15 protein-coding genes are annotated in these 22,632 nt (G+C 54.1%); 6 read left to right on the top strand and 9 right to left on the bottom strand.

Annotated elements, in window-relative coordinates; genetic code table 11:
• Positions 1-369: 369 nt before the first annotated feature.
• Together FHS27_RS08280 and FHS27_RS08275 are read right to left on the bottom strand one after the other, a co-directional pair.
• Positions 370-546, bottom strand: a complete 177-nt coding sequence (locus tag FHS27_RS08280) for a hypothetical protein (protein ID WP_184304063.1) — start codon at positions 544-546, stop codon at positions 370-372.
• Between the two features lie 161 nt (positions 547-707).
• A complete protein-coding gene (locus tag FHS27_RS08275) occupies positions 708-1,952 on the bottom strand; it encodes a DUF1559 domain-containing protein (RefSeq protein WP_184304061.1) in 1,245 nt (414 codons plus the stop codon).
• Between the two features lie 627 nt (positions 1,953-2,579).
• Here FHS27_RS08275 and FHS27_RS08270 point away from each other — a divergent pair.
• Positions 2,580-3,941 carry an arylsulfatase gene (locus tag FHS27_RS08270; protein ID WP_315854496.1) on the top strand — a complete coding sequence of 454 codons (1,362 nt, stop codon included), beginning with the start codon at positions 2,580-2,582 and terminating at the stop codon, positions 3,939-3,941.
• A gap of 61 nt (positions 3,942-4,002) precedes the next feature.
• Here FHS27_RS08270 and FHS27_RS08265 read toward each other — a convergent pair whose 3' ends face one another.
• Positions 4,003-5,946 carry a glycoside hydrolase family 97 protein gene (locus FHS27_RS08265; protein WP_184304057.1) on the bottom strand — a complete coding sequence of 648 codons (1,944 nt, stop codon included), beginning with the start codon at positions 5,944-5,946 and terminating at the stop codon, positions 4,003-4,005.
• A 121-nt stretch (positions 5,947-6,067) separates the two neighbouring features.
• Between FHS27_RS08265 and tnpC the strand changes: the two genes are divergently transcribed.
• Positions 6,068-7,462 carry an IS66 family transposase gene (tnpC, locus tag FHS27_RS08260; RefSeq protein WP_184304044.1) on the top strand — a complete coding sequence of 465 codons (1,395 nt, stop codon included), beginning with the start codon at positions 6,068-6,070 and terminating at the stop codon, positions 7,460-7,462.
• Between the two features lie 74 nt (positions 7,463-7,536).
• Here the strand turns inward: tnpC and FHS27_RS08255 are convergent, their stop codons facing one another.
• The 6 genes from FHS27_RS08255 to FHS27_RS08230 form a co-directional block, all read right to left on the bottom strand.
• The gene (locus tag FHS27_RS08255; RefSeq protein ID WP_184304042.1) at positions 7,537-8,994 is read right to left on the bottom strand and encodes a sulfatase family protein; all 1,458 of its coding nucleotides are present in this window, start codon (positions 8,992-8,994) and stop codon (positions 7,537-7,539) included.
• A 97-nt stretch (positions 8,995-9,091) separates the two neighbouring features.
• The gene (locus tag FHS27_RS08250) at positions 9,092-10,594 is read right to left on the bottom strand and encodes a sulfatase family protein (protein WP_184304040.1); all 1,503 of its coding nucleotides are present in this window, start codon (positions 10,592-10,594) and stop codon (positions 9,092-9,094) included.
• 256 nt (positions 10,595-10,850) lie between these two features.
• Positions 10,851-12,554: an iron dicitrate transport regulator FecR gene (locus FHS27_RS08245; protein ID WP_184304038.1), complete on the bottom strand. Its 1,704-nt coding sequence runs from the start codon at positions 12,552-12,554 to the stop codon at positions 10,851-10,853.
• Positions 12,547-13,116, bottom strand: coding sequence for a sigma factor (locus FHS27_RS08240; protein WP_184304036.1), 570 nt, complete (start codon positions 13,114-13,116; stop codon positions 12,547-12,549). Before FHS27_RS08240 ends, FHS27_RS08245 begins: the two co-directional genes overlap by 8 nt.
• 291 nt (positions 13,117-13,407) lie before the next feature.
• Positions 13,408-15,096 carry a hypothetical protein gene (locus FHS27_RS08235; RefSeq protein ID WP_184304034.1) on the bottom strand — a complete coding sequence of 563 codons (1,689 nt, stop codon included), beginning with the start codon at positions 15,094-15,096 and terminating at the stop codon, positions 13,408-13,410.
• Positions 15,096-15,656 carry a sigma-70 family RNA polymerase sigma factor gene (locus tag FHS27_RS08230; protein ID WP_246419285.1) on the bottom strand — a complete coding sequence of 187 codons (561 nt, stop codon included), beginning with the start codon at positions 15,654-15,656 and terminating at the stop codon, positions 15,096-15,098. Before FHS27_RS08230 ends, FHS27_RS08235 begins: the two co-directional genes overlap by 1 nt.
• A gap of 474 nt (positions 15,657-16,130) precedes the next feature.
• Here FHS27_RS08230 and FHS27_RS08225 point away from each other — a divergent pair, with 474 nt between their 5' ends.
• The 4 genes from FHS27_RS08225 (at position 16,131) to FHS27_RS08210 (ending at position 22,597) form a co-directional block, all read left to right on the top strand.
• The gene (locus FHS27_RS08225; RefSeq protein WP_184304030.1) at positions 16,131-17,363 is read left to right on the top strand and encodes a DUF1559 domain-containing protein; all 1,233 of its coding nucleotides are present in this window, start codon (positions 16,131-16,133) and stop codon (positions 17,361-17,363) included.
• A gap of 180 nt (positions 17,364-17,543) precedes the next feature.
• Complete coding sequence (locus FHS27_RS08220; protein ID WP_184304028.1) at positions 17,544-17,774, top strand: hypothetical protein; 231 nt, start codon at positions 17,544-17,546, stop codon at positions 17,772-17,774.
• An 806-nt stretch (positions 17,775-18,580) separates the two neighbouring features.
• Complete coding sequence (locus FHS27_RS08215; RefSeq protein ID WP_184304026.1) at positions 18,581-21,100, top strand: PSD1 and planctomycete cytochrome C domain-containing protein; 2,520 nt, start codon at positions 18,581-18,583, stop codon at positions 21,098-21,100.
• 42 nt (positions 21,101-21,142) lie between these two features.
• A complete protein-coding gene (locus FHS27_RS08210; RefSeq protein ID WP_184304024.1) occupies positions 21,143-22,597 on the top strand; it encodes a DUF1501 domain-containing protein in 1,455 nt (484 codons plus the stop codon).
• The last annotated feature ends 35 nt before the right edge of the window (positions 22,598-22,632 follow it).

The raw sequence follows: 22,632 nt of genomic DNA, 5'->3' as shown, positions 1-22,632 counted from the left end.
CGTTTCCTATCGGGATGCGGATTTGCCGCACTGTTTTACTCACCATGCAGGCGGTTCTAAGCCGTGGACCCATGTTGCAGAGTCAACGCGAGTAAAAAACTAATGATGGCGATCATCATCATCGAGAAACCATTGCACACGAGCACTCTCAGCGGTCTTGTAGACCCTGTATTGCATGCTGGTTTTGTGCGGAAGACGATACATTCATTCGGGCTAGATGATCGCACGCCAGATCTCGAGCAATTCTTCAGATGAGATGAGTTTTGAAAGGTCGCGACGTTCGCCAGAACATGAGCCACCGTCTGGCGACGGTGGCTGTAGAAAAATGAATAAGTTCTACCGGGGCGTCTGGTCAGTCGCGATGTTGTGTTATTCAGGAGAGTCGTCTTCGAGGGCTGCCTGGGCCTCCAGTTCCGCTGCTTCCTTGGCCATCAATTCACGTAGTTCGTCGCGTTCCGTTGGCGAAGGGACCGACGGCGCAGTCTCACCGCAACCCATCATAGCGGCGCCAAAGAACAACGACACGATGATTAAAGTTGATTTCATTCTGTTTTCCTTGCGATAAGTTTTAAAGTGAGGCGAAAGACCTCGCCGAGGTGGCGAGGTTAATGAGACTAGTCACAGACCAAGGTCATGAAGACTAGGTGATTAGAGAGCGGGGCCCGTTGATTAGGTGACGATCAACGAGGCGAATTCGGGATTAACAATCAGAATTCTTGGCTAATCGTTTCTTTGGCGGCGCGTGTTCCGAGTGCTCCCCACAATCCGTAAGGACTCTGGCTACCTGGTGCTGCGTCTCCGTTCCCATTCAACCAAACGCTCTCGGCTCGCGAGTTACCAGCTTCGATCGAATCGGTGATGAATTTCACCGCACCGTCCGCCATCAAGACATGGCATCCGCCTTGGTGGCGACTCGATGGTGGGTAGTTCCCTGTCGTTCGACCTGCACTGCAGATCTCGCTGTTAGGAGGTAGCGTCGTCAACATTCCCGAGAAGATAGCGTCGTTGGCATCTGCCCAGCGATAACCACGTGCGGTTGTTGCCGAAGAGGGAGCACCTGTCCAAAACTGAGGGCGGGTCGCGTCGATCCATCCCGATTGATCGCGGCAGTAGCTTGGGTTTTGACGGATTTGAGCGTTCGACGGAGTACCGCCGTTCTGAGCCACCGTTCGATTGTCGTTGTCACCCAAGTCTGTGGCAATCTCACCCATTGCGATTGTGTTTGACAAGCCATCGAGGATATCGCGGAACTTCATCTTCGCATGCATCACGAACACGCCACGACATGCTGCGCGAGCGTCCTCGCGAGATCCCTGCCAATTTCCTCCGCTGGATCCGACGTCATTGTTTCGTGTGTCAAAGACGCCATGGTTCACGGCGTAGAGGCCATCACCCATGCAAGCGGCGTAATTGGTTCGTCCGAGTGCCGGGAGGCCCTGTCCGGGATCGCTCGGGCAGCGGAGCGTTGGAATGTTCGTCACCCATGGATCGTATTCAACGTGACGTGGAGCAGGTCCCATTGGAGGATAATCGGCAACTTCCGATTGCCATTGGTGACCGGGGATCAGGTAGGTCAATCCGGGCGCACCGTCATTTTCGTATGGGTTGCTGATGACTTCCCAGATTGCCTGTTGTTCGAAGAACGGCAGCAAGCCGACCAAGGCACTGAGCGAGTCACGGTTCGAATATTGACAGTTTCGATTGTGATGCTGGTTGTCGTTCAGGGCGGAGGTACCGCCGCCTTGTTTGGGCAGTTGCTTGTACGCGGAATGGTAGTTGTGAATGCCAAGCCCGATTTGTTTGAAGTTGTTGCTGCAACTCATGCGTCGAGCCGCCTCACGTGCCGCCTGTACTGCGGGTAACAGCAGACCGACGAGCACGCCAATGATTGCGATCACAACCAGGAGTTCGACGAGCGTAAAGCCAGTGCGTTGAATGCGTGTCTTTTGCATTTGAAAATGCTCCGGTGAAAGTAATGATGAAAAGAGGGAAGACAGCTATGCAAGAATTGGCTCCCCTACTTAGTGATTCCGGCGTGCATTGCTTTTACGGTAAGAAGTTGCTGAGAAATTTAAACTTTCTTTGATAAGCCGATTTGGGGCGATCTTTGATCGGCACGAGGCTGTCGTTGGGAGCTTCGCAGTGAACAAACGCATGGCATCAAGACTGAATCTTGATCGATGAAAATTGCGAGTCGGCGAGCGAGACAATGGTCTATAGAAAAGGCTGGCCGCGCGGATTTGCTGCCGTGGTGAAAAGCGATCAGTCACCCACGTGCAGCCGATTCAATTTGTGCGAACGAGTAGAGATGACGCCGCGGAACCAACGTTCACGGTTGCTCCGATTGACACCGCTGACCATCCAGGGAGTTATCATGACGCCGGTTCGTTCAATCGTGATTGCATGTTGATCGGCGATGCGTTCTAACCACTCGCGGCAATGAGTTGCGACGAACCGCGATCTCACCTTTCCTCGACGCCAGTCATCGCGAGTGTTACGACCAACGGTGCTCGTGACACTCGTTATTATGTTTTTGCCTCCAAACTCCCCATCCCAAAATGTACCGATGTTTTCTAATCGTGTTCGCTTTCCTCATTCCGCTCAGTTTCGAGTGTCGGGCGGATGAGCGGCCAACGAACATCATCTACATCATGCTCGACGACGCGGGTTACAACGACTTCGGTGCGATGGGGTCTGACGATGTCCACACACCAAACTTCGATCGGATGTGTCGCGAAGGCATTCGCTTTACCGATCACTATTCGGGCTCGGCAGTTTGTGCTCCCACTCGGTGTGTCTTGATGACCGGGCTTCATACCGGACATTGTCGCCGGCGAAACAACGCGGCATCCGCGTCGGTGGATCAAGCTGACGAAGGAAAGTTGGTGTTCCTTAAAGACGAAGATTTGACGGTCGCGGAGTCATTGCAAGCCGCGGGCTACGTGACGGGTGGAATCGGCAAGTGGGGCCTCGGCAATCCTGGGTCCGCTGGCACGCCCGACAAGCAAGGCTTTGATCACTTCTTGGGATATCTCGACCAAGTCCACGCTCATGATCACTACACAGATTGGTTGTGGAACGATGGCGAGAAGCTGGAAACGGGCAAACGTTATTCACACACTTTTTTTGAAGAAGACTCGTTGCGCTTCATTGATGAAAATCGGGGGAAACGGTTCTTTCTGTACCTGCCCTACTGCCTGCCGCATGGGAAGTATGTCATCGACCACGACGAACCTGCCTACCAGCTCTACAAGGATAAACCTTGGAGTCAGACGGTGAAAAACTATGCCGCGATGATTACTCGAGCTGACGAAACGGTGGGGAAGATTCTCGATCTTCTTGCTGAACTCGGAATCGATGACGACACGCTTGTCTTTTACACGTCCGATAACGGACCCAATCAGCCATTCGTAAAGGCGATTCAGTCAAACTCTCCGTTTCGGGGGATCAAACGCGAGCTCAACGAAGGCGGAATACGCGCGGCGATGGCGGTTCGGTGGCCACGTCACGTACCTGCGGGAATGACGAGCGATTTCGTTTGGGACATGCGAGACGTTTTCCCCACGCTTTGCGATGTGGCAAATGCCGAGATGCCGAGTAACCTCGACGGGATTTCGGTATTGCCGACATTGCTCGGCAAGTATCAGCAACCGCACGACCACTTGTATTGGGAATTCTCGACGGGGTCACAACAAGCGGTTCGAATGGGGAACTGGAAAGGCATCCGCCACGGAACTCACGGTTCCGTGCGACTGTACGATCTTGCAAACGATCCGGGTGAATCGAATGACCTCGCGTCGTCGAATGCGGAGGTCGCCTCACGGATGGCGAGGATCATGGACGCGTCGCATGTGCCGTCGCCATTCTGGCCTTTGCAGCAAAAGGTCTCGCCGAAGAAGAATCGCAAAAAGCAGCCGGCAAAAAATGCTAGCGAGAATTAACACGCGGTGCCGAGACGGATCATGCCGTAACGATGCTGACCGCGCTCGACGGCGCGGTTGGTCAGTTCGTTCGCTTCGTGATCTTCGCGACGAACCCACCGCCTGGGGCCATTTGAACCGACAGAGTGTCGTTGGCTCTCACTGACCTCTTCTCAGCACGTAGGGGCAACGTGGTCGTGAAGTCATGCAAATTCGCTTTGGCGTTCAGGCCCACCAGGCTGACCCTCCGGGCACCGATGTCATCGCGAATCAATTCAACGTCGTATTCGCCTACGTCCAGGAACGAGAGTTTTAGTGCGTACTCCTTGGTCGTTTGTTCTCCGTTGAGTACGCCAACAAACCAAACCTGATCTTCTCGGCGTGCCATCGCGGCGAGCGATCCGATATCGCTGCCGGGAAGCACGATGGTTTCGTCCCAAACGGCAGGGATGCTGCACAGTACCGACGAGGCGTCTTCGAGTATTGATGCGTTCATCATCGTGTCGGGGTGTTCCGCATACGTTTGCAATCCGCTTGTGAAGAGGACCGGTGTGGCTAATTGATGGGCCCATGTCGTTGGGCCGGGATTGGTAAACAAAACCGGTGTGTAGTCAGCGTGCCCGACAACGAAACGCGTGAATGGCAATGCCGCGTTGTGTGACGCCGGAAGAGGCCCTTCTTTCATTTTATTGACCTCGATTCCGCGAATGCCTTCACGCGTCATCTCGTTGGGATAGGTTCTCGCTTCTCCTGTCGAGGCGTGGCACCCATGAAAATTAATCATCAGCTTCTCGCGAGCGGCGTTTTGCAGGACCGCGATTTCGAAATCAACGAGAGGTTTGGACTCGCCATTCATGAAATCGATCTTCAGCCCCACGGCACCCACATCGGCGACACGTGCGAAGTAGCTCTGCATCTGTTCGTAATCGTTATCGGGGTTGCGAATGTCGTTGGAATGAACCCACAACCATACGCCGACATTTTTTTGTGCCGCGTGATCGCAAAGACGCCGTACCGTTTCCCACGGTTCGTCCCAGTCTTTCCACCCGTCATCGATTGTCGAGTATTCGAATCCCATCTCGGCGGCAAGATCGATAAAGCGTTCTTGCGTGGAGGCATCGCCCAGACCTAGCGTCTCCCAGCTCCAGACGGTGCGTCCCGGTTTGATGTAGGTGGTGTCGGCGAACAGTTCGGCGTCGGGTGCTGGATTCAGATTGTTGATCAAATCACTGTTGGTGAGCTCGTTGAGGTCATCGGCCAGCATCGTGACTCGCCACGGCGTCGTGACGGTTCCCTCAACATCAAAACCCTGGTCACCTTCGGTGAAGTCGGCGACAAGAGTACGGTCGCCCGTCGCGCGGAGACGCATGCCACTGTAGTTGTAAGTGGCCGCTTTGGTGATTGCCGCGTAACCCAATTCGTCTGGTAATTCTAAAACGATTGGTGTTCCCTGAATCGGGCCCACCGGTGAAACACGATCCAAGTCGTTGATGTCCGTTGCCAGCCATTCGCCCGCGTAGGATTTCAGTTTCCATCCCTTTGTCAGGCGTTCAAAGTACCATGCTTTCGCACCGTCAATCAACTTCCAACTAGAGCTCTCGCCGTCGACATGCTGTGTTCCCTCACCAGGGACGATGTAACGAAACGCGACTCCATCGTCGTAAACGCGGAATTCCAGTACGAGGCTCTGGTTACCAGGCGAATGTGTGATCGGAATCAACCAACTGTTGTAATGGTTGCGCGCCTTGGAATGGATGCCGCGAGTGGCGTAGGTTTCGTCGACGGACGATTTCTCTGCATGGTCGATGTTTACTTCTTGACCAAGGTTCTTTCCGTTCACCGTGATTCCGAGCGGTGAGGCGGATACGATTTGGCTTTCCTTCCATTCGATAGCGTAGTGCAGGAAACCGTCTTCGTTCGAGAAAACCGACGCAACCACTTTTCCGTCAGGGCTCGTCATGCGCTCGGCATTGGAGACACTCGTGACGGAAATGGACAGTGCAAAGAACGCTAGAATTCGAGTCATGAAGGGCGGAATCATTAACAAATCCTAAAACAAAAACTGATCGATCATCGGGTGTACTTGTTTACCCAGCGAAAAACTGGTGTTGGTGAATTTGGCCTGAATCGACCACAATTGGCGGGTCATGGATGTGCCCAAGATCACCACCGATTGCCCGGATTGCAAGCCGCTGCTTGAGAAGCAGCAGGCGATCATCGACATGTTGGTCAAGCAAGTTGAGTTGCTCACGGCACGTCTTGAGAAAGTTGAACGCGAAGGCAAACGCCAAGCGGCTCCGTTTCGCAAGAAACGCAAAGCCGATCCGAAAAAGCCAGGGCGTAAAAGCGGTGAAGATCACGGCAAGCACCATCGCCGAGCCGTGCCCGAACAGATCGATGAAACGTACGACGTTCCCCTGCCAGTGTGCTGCCCCGACTGCGGCCATGGCGAACTGACCAAGACCGAAACGCTCGTGCAGTTCCAAACCGATATCCCTCGCGTCGTCATCAACCGGCAATTCAACATCGACGCTGGAACTTGCTGTGGCTGTGGATCTCATGTCCAGGGTCGGCACAAACTGCAAACCTCGGACGCCGTCGGTGCCGCTGGAGTTCAGTTGGGACCGAACGTTCACGCCGCGATGGCGCTTTTGAACAAAGAACTTGGGCTCAGTCACGGCAAGGTTAAACGTCTGCTGGAAATGCTTTTTGAGATTCGGGTCAGTCGCAGCACCAGTTGCCGAAGCATGCTTCGCACCGCCGGTCGACTGGAGGACGCCTACGCTCAGGTCCGAAGGGCCGTGCGAGGTTCGCCTCAGGTGGTCGGAGATGAAACGGGTTGGCGAGTCAATGGACGTGGGGCTTGGCTTCATGCGTTCGTCGGACTGACCGCGACGTGTTACGAAGTGGATGCGACGAGAAGCATCGGGCCGGCGGAAAGACTGCTGGGTATCGACTGGTCGGGAATCTTTGGACACGACGGCTGGGCGGTCTATGACAAGTTCACCGCAGCGACTCATCAACAATGCTTTGCGCACCTGTTTCGGCGATGTGAATCGTTAATCGAAAGCGGGACCGGTGGTGCGTTGGCGTTTCCGCGTGGAGTGAAAGACTTGCTGCTCGCAGGCTTCGAGTATCGCAACCGTTTTCGGTCCGATGAGATGACGGCACATGGGATGAAGGTGATGGCGGGCCGATTGACGATGAAGATGTGGAAATTGGTTCGTCACCCAAAGAAGCATGCTGCCAATGAACGCTTCGCGAAGTTTTTGGAAAATCATCTCGATGATCTATTCACGTTCCTGCATCGTCCCGGTGCCGACGCAACGAACTGGCGAGGCGAGCAGGCGATCCGTCCGGCGGTCGTGAATCGAAAAGTATGGGGCGGCAACCGAACCGAAGTCGGAGCGTTGGCCCAGTCACGAATCATGAGCGTGATGCAAACGTGCAAGCAAAGACTGGCCGATCCTTTCGACTTCATCCGCTGTCAATTGACCACGACGAGCCCGCTTGCCCTGCCTCTGCCCATCGCGGCACGGTAAACAAGTACCATCGGGTTTGGTCAGACGATAACATCGATATCGAATGCGAGTCGAAGAATGGTCGCTAGGCTTTATTAGTCAGCCAATCGAACGCCGAGTTGTTCTTCCCACCACTTCAAATATTCTTCGTCGGAGGTATCGGGATCGAGGCCGCGTTTCTCCATCGTGCGGGCGTACCACTTTCGTTTTTCAGCCATCAGGGCTTGCATGTCCACGGTTTCGGATTCATCGATCCGACCTTTGTCGCCGGTCTCTTCCACCCAGGAATCGACTGCATTGCGTAACTCATTGAGGCGTTCGGCGTACTCGGGAGAATCGGCCAGATTGTTCATCTCGAAAGGATCAGCCTTGAGGTCGTACAGCTCTTCTTTGGGACGCGCCGTTGCCATGAAAGGTGAGTCCCATTCGCCACGCGCGTGGAGGACTTTCATCACCGTTTCCACCGGATACATGAGCTTTTTGTAGCTGCTCAGTTGCATGTAGGGGCGATCGGGATGGAAATTACGGATGTACTTGAAGTCGCTCGTTCGGACGCTTCGAATACGATCGGCAGCATCCCCGCATCGATCTCGGGCAGCGAACAGACGTTCGTGTCCGGTCGACTTTTGATCCAGAAGATTGAGTCCAGGTAACTGCGGAGCAGGCACTTTGGCTGCAGTCAACGTCGTTGGCATGACATCGAGCAACGATGCGAGTCGCTCGTCAACGGCCCCCGCTTCGACTTTACCAGGCCAGCGAATGATCAGCGGCACATGGAGTCCACCGTCGTAGAGCCACTGCTTGCCGCGGACGTGCGGACGACCGTGATCGCCAAAGAAGATCACGATCGTATTGTCGGCAACACCTTCTTCGCTCAAGCGACTGAGGATTTCGCCGACTTTCTGATCGAGGACCTCGATGCTCGCGAGGTAGTTTGCCCAATCCGCTCGAGTGACCGCGTGGTCGGGGTAGTATGGCGGAATTGGTGCGTTGGGATAGGATCGCGTACTTTGAACGAACTCGCGGTGCGGTTCTTTGATTTGCACTTGCGCGAAGAAGGGTTGCCCCTCAGTTCGTTGCGACCAATCCACGCCATCGAAAAACGTTTTCGGGTCATACACGAAGTTCAAGTGTGACTTAGCAAGTTTGGCTTCCGATTTCTTGCCGCGTCCGTTGCACACAAAATAGCCTGCATCTTGCATCAGGCCGGTAACCGTCGGCGTGTCTTGGGTCAGAACGGGATAATCTCTCGTGTCGTGGTGATGACCGCCGACAGTGGTTTGATATTGGCCTGTTTGAAACGCGGTTCGTGACGCCGAGCAGACGGGAGCGGTCGCGAATGCTCGCGTGTAGCGAGTTCCTTCGCTCGCCAACCGATCGATGTTCGGCGTCTGAACGTCTGGGTAGCCGTAGCAACCCAAGTCGGGGCACAGGTCGTCAGAAATGATCCACACGACGTTCGGTTTCTCATTCGCAGCAGATTCTCGCGATGCGGCAGTGGTCGGCAGGAGTGTTGCGAGGAAAGTGAAAAATAGTAAGCAGCAATTTTTCATGTCAGTAAGGGCGAAAGAGTGGCGGGAAAATGAACGTGTCGTGTTAATGGAGTTAGCCGTGTCGGAAAGCGGTAGGTGATCCCCGAGACGTTCATGACTAATCACGAAACTGATCGTATTCAGGATTGACCTTAGCGTCCCTAAAGATGGGTTTATCCTTCCACAGCTCGAACGTCGCCCTTAATTGTTCGGCCGATTCAGGGTATTGCCCCTGATCGTTGGTTTCTTCAATCCACGAGTCCAGGATGGATCGGTGTCGTGTCAGTTCCGCTTGATACATTGGATCGTTAGCGAGGTTGTTGATTTGGTGCGGGTCAGCGGCAAGATCGTAAAGTTCCTCGTTCGGTCGGACTCCGAACCAATGTTGTTCTTGGTATTCGGTGAGTTCTCCCGCGTCATGAAGGCGTTTGATGTCTCGCACTTCGATTTTTTTGTCGCGGTACTGTGGCTGCATCATCGGACGCTCGGGATAGAAATTCCGGATGTAACGAAACTGGTCCGTTCGGACCGTGCGGATGCGATCGATCGTGTAGTCGCATCGATCACGTGCAGAAATAACATGTTCGCGAGGTGAGTAATCGGAGGCAAAGAGGTCACGACCGTCGAGGTAGTCGGGCAAGGTGACACCCGCCATTGCGAGTGTGGTGGCAGAAATGTCGAGGCCCGATACGAGTTCGTTGCGTACGGTACCGGCTTGCAATGCGGGGTGATTGCCCTGGATGACGAGCGGAACGTGAACACCGCCTTCGTAACAGAACTGTTTGTGACGCAGGGAATGGTTGCTGCCGTGGTCGGAAAAGAAGAAGACGATCGTGTTTTCAAATTCACCATCTTCTTTTAACTGCGTTAGGATCGCTTCCACTCTCGCGTCGGCGCCGCGTGCGGCGTTGTAGTGCATCGTCCAGGATGCACGGTGTCCGGGCGTGTCAGGGAAGTAGGGTGGCAGTGGCACATCGGTGTCGGCAAGTTTGTCGCCGGCGCGAACGTATTTTGCATTCGCTTTGCCACCTTTGATTTCGATCTGTCCAAACCAAGGTTGGTTTTTATCCGGACGAGCATTCCAAGTGTCTTCCGTGATCGACATGTTGTGATGGGCGGTGTTGCCCTGCCATCCGTTCATGCCCGCACGGTAGTCGGGTCTGTTTCCAACCGTATAAAGTTCGCGTCGGTCGTAATCGAAGTTGTAGTCGTCTTTCCCGCTGTTGAACGTGAAGTATCCGGCTTCACGAATCAGTTCGGGGATCGGCTTCATGTTGTTAGGTAAATGGATTTTTAGACGCTCGGGGACGATCTCTCCGTTGGTGTACCTTCCCGAGCGATGTTGATGCGTTCCGGTGGTGGTTTGCATCACACCGGTGATAATCGCTGACCGACATGCCGAGCAAACCGGTGCGGGAACGAATACTCGTTTGAATAAAACACCGTCTGATGCGAGAGCATCGATCGAGGGTGTGTGCCCCGCATTGATCGGGTCGTCGTAACAGCCCATGAATGGCGACAAGTCTTCCGAGAAGATCCAGAGAATGTTTGGGCGTTCTGCTGCGGAAGCGGTTGTTGTCAGAAACAAGCCGCAGAACAGTAAGGCGAGTCGGAGTGTCATGGTGGGATCTTGTGGAGAGGTGGGGAATCAAGATGACGGTGCTAATAATAACCGACGCCGAGACCAATGTGCATCGTTCGAGCAAAGGCTACGAGCAATCCGGAACACGACGAACGTGATTTCATGGCTGGTAGCACCGCGGCGTTACATGACCCGGAAGGAAACCTTCGGCATCTTAACTGCATCTTCTATTGCGGCGACGATGCAGTACGGGGAGGATGCCTTTGATTATTGATTATCAAACTGGTGAGATCGGCTATCGCAGTGATAACTCGTATTTTTGGATGAACGATTCGGTCGCTTTACTGAACGCGTCTTGATCGAGCATGTGGTCGTAGACCGCAATTTCGGCGATGTTGCCTGTATAGAAAAGCTTGCTCAGCGATCCGTTCGTTCCGATTACATGGGAACGTTTTTCCGTCGAGCCAGCCAACGGTGTTCCGGTGCCTTGAATTCGGCCATCAATATAGAGTTCAAAAGTGTCCTTCTCGTAGCTGTATTGCACCGCACACAGAACGAGCATTTCCGGCAATTGCGCCTCGCTCTTAATCAAGTGACGCTGGAATGTAGACTCGGCACTATCTTTTGTAGTGGTCGCTGAGACGTTGATTTTTGGCGAGTCTCCAGATTGGGTCAGGCGGATTTTGGTTTGACTCTGAAGAGACAGCAATGCTCCTGATTTTCCTCCTCGCATGCTGCAAACGGCGAACACGGTGAAGTCGTCGCCAAACTCGATTGGCGATGTGACCAGGAATTCTCTTCCCTTACGACCTTCGAATTGCAACGATGGCCATCCACGCGGGTGGGAGAGAATTGGGTAGGTGTTTGGTTTCCACAGCGGGCGTTCGTCCGGGGTCACCTGCCACGCGGCGGTATTCGTTTGGTGTTTGTCTGAGATCGTGCTCGCCAAGTTGTCCCATGAAATGACGCGCGAGCGACTGTCTCGCTGGACCCCCTGGCTCGCTTCGAACCACAGGATGAGGTTTTCGGGTGTGGGCAGGTTTGTGACGGATGCAGGTGAAAAGGCTTTGTTATGACCGTTAGGTACTTGAACAAAACTTGTGTGATCTGCGGTGATCCACTCCATCCAAGATTCGTTTGGAGTGGTGCGTTTGCTCATAACACGAGCCGCCGACAGCGAACCGAGTGTGACGGACTCAGGCGCTGGCGACGATGTGGCGGTGAGCATCCTCCCTCTGTTTGCGGTTCGTCTAGTGGGCATCAATTCGGCATCGCCAGCAAACATGTGAACTTCGGTGTTCCCACTGGCGTCCACTTTTACACCGAACTCCGATCCGTGGTCGACGACCCGTGTTGAAGGTGTGATGATTTCAAATCCGAACGCATCGTCGGGAGCGATCGCCGAGAGTCTTCCGGAATGCAGATAGCAGCTATTGCTGGTTTGAATTTCGAGATCGGCCGGACCTTCGAGTGTCACGACCACACCGCTGTTGAATTCAACGACGAGCAATCCTTTTGAGATGGCGACGGACTCACCGGGATGAAATTTCTCAGGAGCCCGCACGCCCCACTTTTCCGTATCAAGGACGCAATCGATTCGCTGGATGATTTGCGCGAGCCCGTGGTCGAACTCTACCTTTTGATTGGTAACGGATTGGGCAGGCAGCACCACCGCGACTTTATCACGCGATCCGGTATACGACTGCAATGTCAGGGTGACCAACAGAGTTGCGGCGACAACCATCGCCGCTTTCGCAATTGTCCGCTGTATTCCGACGACGCGATGGAGCCCGAATGTCGGTTTGGGAGTTTCAACTTTCGATGTGTCGGTTCGGATGGCGGTTGGATCCGCCAAGATGTCGAAAACGTTGACCGCCCTCAGGTATTCCTTTTGAACTTCGGCGTCCTCGAGCATGGCGTTTTGCAGCCGATCAAAGTCACTTTGGGAGATCGTTTTGTCGACCGTTTGATAGATGAGGTCGCGTATCTCTTTATCCATAACTTTGGTCCTTCGCCATTCTTGTTCTAACGCAATCTAGCAGCGTGGAACGCAGTACGTTGATTTGGTAATAAAGTCGCCGCGGTTTTCGCTGAGTCTCTTCGGCAATCTTGGCGACCGAATCGCCGTAACGATGCACACTTAGGAGCAAGCGTCGCGAGTGTTCGCCCATCTGCTCGAGGCAATGCTCCACCGCGCTCAGTTCCGCTTCCCGCGACTGAATATCGCCCATCGCGAGATCCGCCAATTCGGAGAGCAATTCTTCTCGAAACACCATTCGGTCACGTGATCGATCTCGTTGATAACTCAGTATTTTGTAACGGGCGATTACACAGACCCAACAGGCGAAATCACTCGACGTTCCCCGCGACTCGGTCTCTTTGTTCTCCTCGAACTCCGCGAATTTCCGCCACGCCTCCAACGCCGTTTCTTGCAGAACATCGTCAATGCCCTCTCCCCCCGGGAGAAGGCCTAGCGTGAACCTACGAACGACATGCTCGGTTCGGGCGAGCAGGGCGATGAAACGCTGGTTTCGAGCGAGATCCGATTCGTTTTCGGTCAAGTGATTGTTTCCTCTTCTATCTGTGAGATTCCTCGTGCGCGGCGTTTTACAACAATTCTCGCCAATATTTACCGAAGCCGGCATTTGTCCGAGTACGGGGGGATACGGCATCCGAATGGAAGAGAGGAAGTGCCCGCGAATCGGAATACGTTGAATGTACGGTCCGACCGTCCCAAAAACCTTAGACGCAGGGCCTCAACGCGGGCCCGAAGGTGGCGCGACGTTGATCGCACAACGAAACGTTTCGAGGTGACCACCGCGTTGGTTCCACAATGGGTCGCCGAGGCGAGCTCAATGGGAAATTCGCAAAACGGGGTCAATCAGAACCACGTGATCGAAACCGTCGAACGAATCGGCGTCGGTCGATACCAGCGTCAACATTCGGTCATTCGGTTCGAGATCCACCGACAATTCAAGTTCGCCATCTGCACGCGTGAAATCCAGACGGCTGGCACGCAGTTCGCCATCAACAAACACGCGAAAATCGGCGCTAAAGCGGTTGGCGTTGAGCCATTCGGGCGCGTCTGAATCCTTGATCGCGGAGTTATCCAGGTTGGCAATGATCCCTGAAAATTGTGTGGGAGTTCCTCCAAGCTGTCTTAGCTCACGCAGGTCAACGGAAAACCCGACGTTGGCGTGCATGCCGATCATGCCGATTTCGCTCTTGCGGAGTCGAGCCATCACCACATCAAGTGTGAGCGTTCCCCAGAAGTCCTCAACACGGTAGTTGAGTTTGTTACCGTTGATCTTGCGACGGGCCCAGATCGGTCCCCACGTTCTTCCTTGTGATTCGGGCAGGTCAATTTGGTTGCCCGTTGAGTCAATGTCGAGTTCGATTCCGTCGCTCCACGGAATGAAAACACTGTCGACAAAGGGATGCCATGCCGTTAGTTGCAAGCCTGCTGAATAACGGTGGCCCGGACCGTCCTCGTCTAACCACGGTCGTCGATCGGGCTCGCCAGAGTCAGGTGCAACCACACCGGAAAGGTTGATGTGTGTCGGCGACGTCGCGCAGAACACATCGACGAGACTAATGAGGTCAGGATCGGAGTTCGAGTCATTCGGGAATTCTCGAATATAGGAAACAGTGTTGTCCGGTTCCCTGTGTTCGATCGCACCGTCACGGTCAATATGCGCCGACATGCCTTCGGTGAGTGATACCGATGAAGTGGATCCATCGGCGGGATGCTCGGATCGAACTTCCACTTCACCATCGAAGACATGGACGTTCGTCTCGTCCGTTTCACTCAATGACACTCCGAGTTCGGTCCCCAGGTCAACGACGGTTGCCGTGGGAGTTGTCAGGTGGAATTGGTCACCGTCAACGCGTCCAGTGATCCGGCCTTCTTCGAGCCGTCCTGAGTTGACACCACTGGTCACAAAAACGCATGGCCCATGGAGAATAATCTTGGCGGCCGAGTAATATTCCAATTCGACGAACCCCTGACGAACGTCGATACTGTCGCCCTCGACGGTCCGAAGCAGGAATTCACTGTCGCTAGATCCCTGTCCCCAAACCACTTCGGGGGAAATTTTCGTAATCCGGGCAACATAGTTTGTGGACGCCTCTCGGACTTGACTCTGTAATCCTTCACGCAGCGTGACGCGACGTTCCAGTAATGTCCCGTTTTGCTGCAGTTGGGTCACGTGGCGGAGCGAGGCAACCAGGAGAATCGTTGCTGCCAGAGTCAATATTGCCGCGAGGTGCCAACGCCCACCCAACGAATTCGTAGTGCTCGTCGTTCTTATTGTCGTTTCTTGGCTGGCAGAACGTGATTCATCCGAGGCGTGAGCAATGGACTTCTCCATGCTCTCGATGGTGGCCGCGTTGGTCAACGTTTGCGACAGTGCGACTGCATTGAGGTACTCATCTCTCACCTCGTCGTCTTCGCGAATGGCATCCTGAAGTTGGTCAAATTCGGTAGGAGAGGCCGTCTCGTCAATGGTGTGATAGATCAAGCGTCGAATATCGTCATTCATCAAGTGCAATCCTCTAGCATTCGGCGTTTAACACACTGCAGCAGAATGGAGCGTAATCCATCGATCTTGTAGTAGAGCTGTCTAACTTTCTTTCCGGTCTTTCTCGCAACGTCGGCGACGGACTCTCCCGGGCGATGCACGCTCAAAAGCAGGCTCCGTGACGATTCGTCCAGCTCTGAGAGGCACTTCTGGATCGCATCGGAGCGTTCTTGAGAACGTTCCAATTGGTCGTTAGCACCTGTCGCCAATCGCTCAATTACATCGTCGTGGAACACCAGTTTATCGCGAGAATAATCACGCTTCCGACGAAGGACTTTGAAACGAGCGATCGCACACGCCCAGCGAAGAAATTGATTGACACCTTTGAGTTCGGGATCGCTTCGAAAGGTTGAGAATTTTCTCCAGCATTCCAGCATGGTCTCCTGATAGACGTCGTCGACGCCATCGTTGGTCGCCATCAACGAACGCACGTAGAGACGGATCGCTCTGTCGTTTTGTGACACCAGTCTGACAAAGTTTTGGTTTCGTTGCTCTTCCTCGCTCAAACACTTCGATGACATCAGGTTCTCCAATAAGTCTTTTCCCGCTCGAGGTCAATTTACCACACCGGAATCGTAAAAAAATCGAGATTTCCGAATCGCAAGGTTCGCGGTAAAGACCGACGAACAAATCGGCGGTTTTGAAGCGATTGTGAAGTCTGTCTCTTGTGTCGGCATGATTCGGGAACCGAAACATTATCTCACGAGATATCTCGCGGACGTTCCTCGCAGGGACTGATGCTGCTTAGCTGCCGGCGCGGCGACGCCTCGTTGTCTTCTCTCGTTGTGGATCGGACGTTCACGTGCATAGATTACCGAAGGGTAACAGGTGAAATCGATTGGCGGTTGAAATCTATTGAGTGGGCGGTTGCAAATTTTCAAAAACTTTGTCGGAAAGTTTTGTAGATCGCCAATGACCGTGAATTGTTTGTGTAGACGCCCCTCGTTGTTGTTTAAGGGGGGAGGTGACATTTTTAATTATGTGAGGGAGATCTAATGAAGAGATTTGATACGAGACGTGAATCCGGGTTCACGTTGGTGGAGTTGTTAGTGGTGATCGCCATTATTGGTGTTCTCGTTGGGCTATTGCTGCCGGCTGTTCAGGCCGCACGCGAAGCGGCTCGCCGGATGAGCTGTAGCAATAATTTCAAGCAACTCGGGTTGGGCATTCACAACTACCACAGCGCTTACAATCAGTTGCCTACACAGGGCACCGGAACGATCGATCCCGGTGTTGCGAAATGGTGGGACGCTCGAGATCAGTCCAATAACCGAAACCTCAGCATGTTGGTTGGTATCCTGCCGTTTGTGGAGCAGCAAGCGCTTTGGGAGCAAATCTCCAATCCGATGAACGTCGATGCGCTTGGGAATTCGCCACCCGATCCATCCTCTTTGCCAGGACTCAACGGCGGCCCGTTCACTCCGATGGGCCCCGCACCCGACGAGATTTTGTACACGCCATGGGCAACCAAGATTCCTACCCTTCGCTGTCCCAGCGACCCCGGAACTGGTTTGCCAGCTCTTGGTCGAACCAACTACGCCGCGTGCACCGGAGATTCCGATGGTGGATCCGCGCAAGGGTCTCGCGAGCAGAGTGGGCAACCAGAATCGGGCGCCGGGAGTCCCAGCATGGCAGAAGTCAACCGTGCCCAATTTCGCGGTGTTTTCGTCGGGCAAAAGGTGATGCGTTTTCGAGATATCCTCGACGGGTTAGCGAACACCATCGCGATGGGTGAGATCGCAACCGATTTGGGCGACAACGACAAACGAACCATCGCACCAGACAAAGCCTGGCACAACCTCACGGACTCGCCGCAAGACTATTGTCAGCAGTTTGTTTCGGCAGAGCGACCTCAATTTTGGGACAGCCCCGGATACAGCGACTCCAGTGCAGGGCGAGGTTATCGGTGGGCATCTTCCCGTCCAATGTTCTCGCAGTGCATGACCATTCTGCCGCCCAACCGCGAGATCTGCTCGTCAAATAACCCCTACGATCAGATGAACGCGACCATGTCCAGTCGTCACCAAGGCGGCTGCCATGTTCTGTTGGCCGACGGTGCCGTTAAGTTTGTTACCGACTCTATCGAGGCGGGCAACTCGAGCAATCGTTGTGTCAACTGGTGGGGCAAACCGTGGAAGAATAACGTTCCTGGCGACAAGAGCCCGTTCGGTCTATGGGGTGCGTTGGGGACTCGTGCCGCCAAGGAAGTGATTGAAGCGGAATTCTAGGATCTCGCTTTTCAAGACGACACAGGGGCGTGGCTCCTGTGTCATTTCGTTTTCAAAAGACATTCAGTACACAACCGTTGGCTGATTGCCAGATGAGAGTCCGCTTCGGCAAGCTTGGCTTGCGGTACAGTCACGCGGATGCGTCTGGCATCTTGCTAAACCTAACCAAAGAGAATTGCGATGCGACAGACGATTGTAGGAATACTGCTGGCAGCCGGGCTGGTTGTCGCCGGTTGCGGTGAGAGTGGGACCAGCAACTTGGTTGAAGATGCCGATCCGCAGGACATCAAGGCGTACATGGAAATGCAAGAGAAAGCAAAGGAAGCCATGGCGGAAGGTGCCGCGATGGAATCCCAAGCTATGAAGGACATGTCCACGGAAGCCAGGAAAGGCCCGCCGAAAGAAGAGTAGCATCAGACGCGAGTTGCACTCGCTTCGTTGCTTGATCGCACCCATGTCGGTCAGCCTCACGGAGGCTGGCCGTACGACAGTGTCGCCCTTTCTTTGAGTCGCAAGGATTGTCAAGGAAGGTAAACGAAATCGGTTAAATCGAATGATGATTTATCGACACCGGACGCACCCCCCAAAAAATTCGGTGTTGCTCAATACAGGAATGGCAGAGTTTCAATTCGGTTTGGGCCGATTGAATCCACGGTAAAATATCCGCATCTGAAATGGCCGGATGCGGACTGCCCTGTTTCGTTCGTGCTCGTAACGGGGTTCGGTTGCTGATTGTGCTTCGGCACCGTTGGGCAAATCGCGCGGAACGTGCACGCTCTCAACTTGACTGTCGCCGGTTTCAAAAGCGGTATCTTGATTCAGTCTTCGAGATGGGGCTGTCTTACCTGTCGTTAGAGCGTTGTCTCAAAGGATTTTCCCGACGACGCTAGACATTGTCGGGGGTAAGTTTGGTGGGTCCCGCGACCGTGGCCAGGCACATCATCATTTGAATTGCTCTCGCCGAAATCCGCGCGAAGAAAGCTGAATTGGCTTTCGCTCGGAATTAGATGGATCCCGTGTGAAATTTAGGGGAGAAGAGCCAGCAGCAATGCCGGCAATTGAAGAAGCTGGCTGCGCGAATAGACTGGTTTTATGCGCACAAACGCATTAAACGCGGCAGGGACGCTGGCTAACCTTGGTTAATGCAGTGAACCCGACATCAATGACGAGGGTCACGCATCCCGCCTCCCCCCAAAGCGTGATCACGCAATCTTTCAATGAAACAGAAACTCTTGTGCGCCGGATTGTTCCTTGCTGGATTGTTTGGTTCCGTTTTTCAAACATCGCAGGTATTCGCCGAAACGGTTCTGTCGAATGATCAGGACCTCGTGGCGCTTCACCAGTTCTATTTGGAAGAAGTCAAACCAATTCTCGCGGAACACTGCTATGAGTGCCACGCCGATGATCCCGACGATATTGCCGGCAACCTGTTGCTGACGTCGCATGCGGCACTGGTTCATGGAGGCGATTCCGGTGCCGCGATCGATGTAGATGATCCTGCGAAGAGCGTTCTTCTGCAAGCGGTCAATTATGACGTTTATGAAATGCCACCGGATGGAAAACTCAGTGACTCACAGATTCAAACGCTGACGCGTTGGGTCGAAATCGGAGCACCTTTTCCGCCATCGGAAGAAATGGAGTTCGTGCCGCCCTCTCATTCGTCGGTTCCGCAGGTGAACGACGAAACCAAAAAATGGTGGTCGTTTCAAAAAGTCGTTCGTCCACAACCGCCTGTGGTCGAGATGAAGGAGTGGCCGCGAAATCCGATCGATCATTTCATCCTGCGTGGATTGGAGTCGACGGGCTTAACGCCTGCTCCTCCGGCATCGCGTCGGCAACTCATTCGTCGCGCGTACTACGACTTGGTCGGATTGCCGCCGACACCCGAGCAGGTTGCCGCTTTCGTTTCGGATGATTCACCACAAGCATATGCCAACTTGATCGATGAACTGCTTGCCTCTCCACACTACGGCGAAAAATGGGGGCGCCATTGGCTCGACCTCGTTCGCTATGCGGAAACAAATAGCTTTGAACGAGATGCGGCCAAGCCGTTTGTTTGGCGTTACCGAGACTACGTCATTCGTGCGCTCAATGATGACAAACCGTACGATCAATTTTTGACTGAACAACTCGCCGGCGATGAACTCCCGACACCGACTGCCGACGCGTTGATCGCGACCGGATATTATCGACTCGGCGCGTGGGATGATGAGCCGGCGGATCGGCTGCAGGCAAAATTTGACGAGTTGGATGACATCGTTGGCACGACCTCAAAAACCGTTCTCGGTTTGACAGTCGATTGTGCTCGATGCCACGATCATAAAATCGATCCGATCCCTCAGTCGGATTACTACAGCATGGTTTCATTCTTTGAAAACATTCGACGTTACGGCGATCGCAGTGGCGAGTCCGTCGAAGCGGCGTCGATTCGAAAGATTCCCGGAGAAGCGACACCGGAGGAACGTGAGCAACACGAGGCGAAGGTTCGTCGTTTGAGGAAGAAGATTGAACGGATCGAAGCGATCGCCAAACCGGATTTCGAGCCTGTTGAACATGAGGAATACCAGTACGAAATGAATCGAGAGCGATTGCTCCGCAAACGAATCGGTTCGGTACTGACTCAGCATCAGTTTGACATTTTTCATCAGGCCCGGAGAGAACTGCAGCGACTGGTGGAGATGCCGCCAGGGACGATGCCTGTACTTTCTGTGACCGAAGAGGGAGCGGATCCGCCGATCAGCTACATGCGGATTCGGGGCAATGCCAACGTGACCGGCGATGAAGTCACTCCGAGTTTTCTGTCGGTTCTTTCGCCGCCTGAGCCGCAGATCACGATTCCCGAGGATAGGTCGTCGACCGGGCGACGGTTGGCGTTGGCGAGGTGGCTCTCTAGCGACGAGAACCCGTTGACCGCGCGTGTCATGGTGAATCGCCTTTGGCAGTATCACTTCGGTCGCGGGATCGTTCGCACGTCGAGCGATTTCGGATTCCAGGGGGCTGCGCCCACGCATCCCGAATTGCTGGACTGGTTGGCGTCGGAGTTTGTGGGGCATCGATGGAGTATCAAGGCGATGCACCGGGCCATCATGTTGTCGCAGGCCTATCAGATGTCGTCCGCGTTTAACCAGGACGCGTACGACGCTGACCCTGAGAACGATCTGTTTTGGCGATTTGATGTTCGACGTTTGACAGCGGAAGAGATTCGCGACTCGATTCTCGCTGTAAACGGAAGTCTGAATCTCGAGCAGATGTTTGGCCCGAGCATCTTCCCAATCCAGCCCAAAGAAGTGTTGGCCGGACAAAGCGTGCCCGGCCAGGGGTGGGGCAATTCGTCGGAGAGCGAGCGACGGCGACGGAGTATCTACATTCATGTTAAACGCTCGTTACCGGTGCCCATTTTGTCGACCAACGATTCAGCGGACACTGACAACACGTGTCCCGTCCGGTTCATCACCACACAGCCGACGCAGGCTCTCGGGATGATGAACAGCGATTTCACGAACGGACAGGCTCGAGCGTTAGCTCGTTCAGTGACGTCCGAGCATCCAGAATTGCGAGGCCGAGTCGCGGAAGTAATTGCACGCGTGACTCAACGCACTGCGACCGAGTTCGAAATTGACCGGGCCGTTTCGATGTGTGAACTCCTCTTGACGGAGGAGGCCATGACGGCCGAAGAATCGTTCGAGGCGTTTTGTCTGCTCGCACTCAATCTCAATGAATTTGTCTACGTCGATTAATCTCCCCACTTTGCTCTTTCTCATTGAGAATGAGGACCTGATATGAATCCAAATTTCTGTAACCGAACGCGACGTGAGTTTTTGTGGCAGGCCGGTGGCGGTTTCACCGGACTCGCCCTTTCGGGGCTGCTCGAGAATTCGTTCCTGTCCGCCCAGGATCGGACGGCCGATGGCCAGTCCGAGTGGACTAATCCACTTGCTGCAAAAATTCCGCATTTTGCACCCGCCGCGAAATCGGTGATTTTCCTCTTCATGTATGGCGGGCCGAGCCATATCGATACGTTCGATTACAAGCCGAACATGTATGGCATGGACAACAAGTCGATCGACGTGAAAACGTTCGGCCGCGGCGGGCATAAAAGTAAAGGACGTATTGTCGAGCCGAGATGGAAATTCAAACAATACGGTGAATGCGGCAAATGGGTTTCTGACCTTTTTCCGAACGTCGGAACCTGCGTGGACGACATCGCGTTTCTGCATAGCATGACTGCGGATTCACCGATTCATGGTTCGGCAATGTTGCAAATGAACGCCGGTAAAATCCAAAGCGGCAATCCCTGTCTCGGTTCATGGATTAACTATGGCCTCGGCAGTGAGAACGAAAACTTGCCTGGATTTGTCGTGATGCTCGATGGTTCGGGCGGCCCGATCAGTGGTCCGAAGAACTGGTCGAGCGGATACATGCCGGCGACCTACCAAGGCGTTGTCATCCGCAGCGAGGGAACGGCGATCTTGGATCTGAAACGTCCAGCGAGCATGACCGACGGTGCCCAGCGAAAGATACTTGACACGCTCCGCACGTTCAACGAGGACCATGCACGGGTTCATCCGGGCAATTCACAACTCGCTGCCCGAATTGCGAGTTATGAACTTGCCTATAAAATGCAGAGTACCGCACCGGAGGCGGTTGACCTCTCCCAAGAAACCGCGGCCACGCAAAAGATGTATGGCATCGATAAAAAGCAGACGAGTTACTTTGGCAAACAGTGCTTGATGGCTCGCCGGCTGGTCGAACGCGGCGTGCGATTTGTGCAAATCTACTCCGGCGGCGCTCACAACGATGACAACTGGGATGCGCACGGTGACTTGGTTCAAAACCATACGCTTCATGCCGGTCAAACCGATCAACCCGTTGCTGCTTTGCTGAAAGATCTCAAGCAAAGTGGAATGCTCGACGAAACTCTCGTGGTTTGGGGAGGTGAATTTGGGCGGCAGCCGACTGCAGAATACGCCGAAGGAACCGGACGAGATCACAACGCCTACGGTTTCACGATGTGGATGGCCGGAGGCGGAATCAAAGGTGGCGTTAGCTACGGGAAAACCGATGAAATCGGTGCAAAGGCTGTTGAAGACCGACTGCACGTGCGGCGGGTCCATGCAACGATTCTGAATCAAATGGGACTCGACCCGAATCGTCTCTCATACTTCTATGGCGGGCTCGATCAACGACTCGTCGGAGTGGAAGATACACGTCCAATCAACGAGATCATCGCTTAGAACCGTCGGGCTGTGGCCATGCATCTCGGTTCGTC

The organism is Aporhodopirellula rubra (assembly GCF_014192335.1).
Lineage (GTDB): Bacteria > Planctomycetota > Planctomycetia > Pirellulales > Pirellulaceae > Rhodopirellula > Rhodopirellula rubra.
This window is presented reverse-complemented; position numbering and strand designations above follow the sequence as displayed.

Bases quoted from the DNA above. Each gene is read 5' to 3' on its own strand.
- FHS27_RS08280 (WP_184304063.1), bottom strand. From the start codon at position 546: ATGAAATCAACTTTAATCATCGTGTCGTTGTTCTTTGGCGCCGCTATG.
- FHS27_RS08275 (WP_184304061.1), bottom strand. From the start codon at position 1,952: ATGCAAAAGACACGCATTCAACGCACTGGCTTTACGCTCGTCGAACTC.
- FHS27_RS08265 (WP_184304057.1), bottom strand. From the start codon at position 5,946: ATGACTCGAATTCTAGCGTTCTTTGCACTGTCCATTTCCGTCACGAGT.
- tnpC (WP_184304044.1), top strand. From the start codon at position 6,068: ATGGATGTGCCCAAGATCACCACCGATTGCCCGGATTGCAAGCCGCTG.
- FHS27_RS08255 (WP_184304042.1), bottom strand. From the start codon at position 8,994: ATGAAAAATTGCTGCTTACTATTTTTCACTTTCCTCGCAACACTCCTG.
- FHS27_RS08250 (WP_184304040.1), bottom strand. From the start codon at position 10,594: ATGACACTCCGACTCGCCTTACTGTTCTGCGGCTTGTTTCTGACAACA.
- FHS27_RS08245 (WP_184304038.1), bottom strand. From the start codon at position 12,554: ATGGATAAAGAGATACGCGACCTCATCTATCAAACGGTCGACAAAACG.
- FHS27_RS08235 (WP_184304034.1), bottom strand. From the start codon at position 15,096: ATGAATGACGATATTCGACGCTTGATCTATCACACCATTGACGAGACG.
- FHS27_RS08230 (WP_246419285.1), bottom strand. From the start codon at position 15,656: ATGTCATCGAAGTGTTTGAGCGAGGAAGAGCAACGAAACCAAAACTTT.
- FHS27_RS08225 (WP_184304030.1), top strand. From the start codon at position 16,131: ATGAAGAGATTTGATACGAGACGTGAATCCGGGTTCACGTTGGTGGAG.
- FHS27_RS08220 (WP_184304028.1), top strand. From the start codon at position 17,544: ATGCGACAGACGATTGTAGGAATACTGCTGGCAGCCGGGCTGGTTGTC.
- FHS27_RS08215 (WP_184304026.1), top strand. From the start codon at position 18,581: ATGAAACAGAAACTCTTGTGCGCCGGATTGTTCCTTGCTGGATTGTTT.
- FHS27_RS08210 (WP_184304024.1), top strand. From the start codon at position 21,143: ATGAATCCAAATTTCTGTAACCGAACGCGACGTGAGTTTTTGTGGCAG.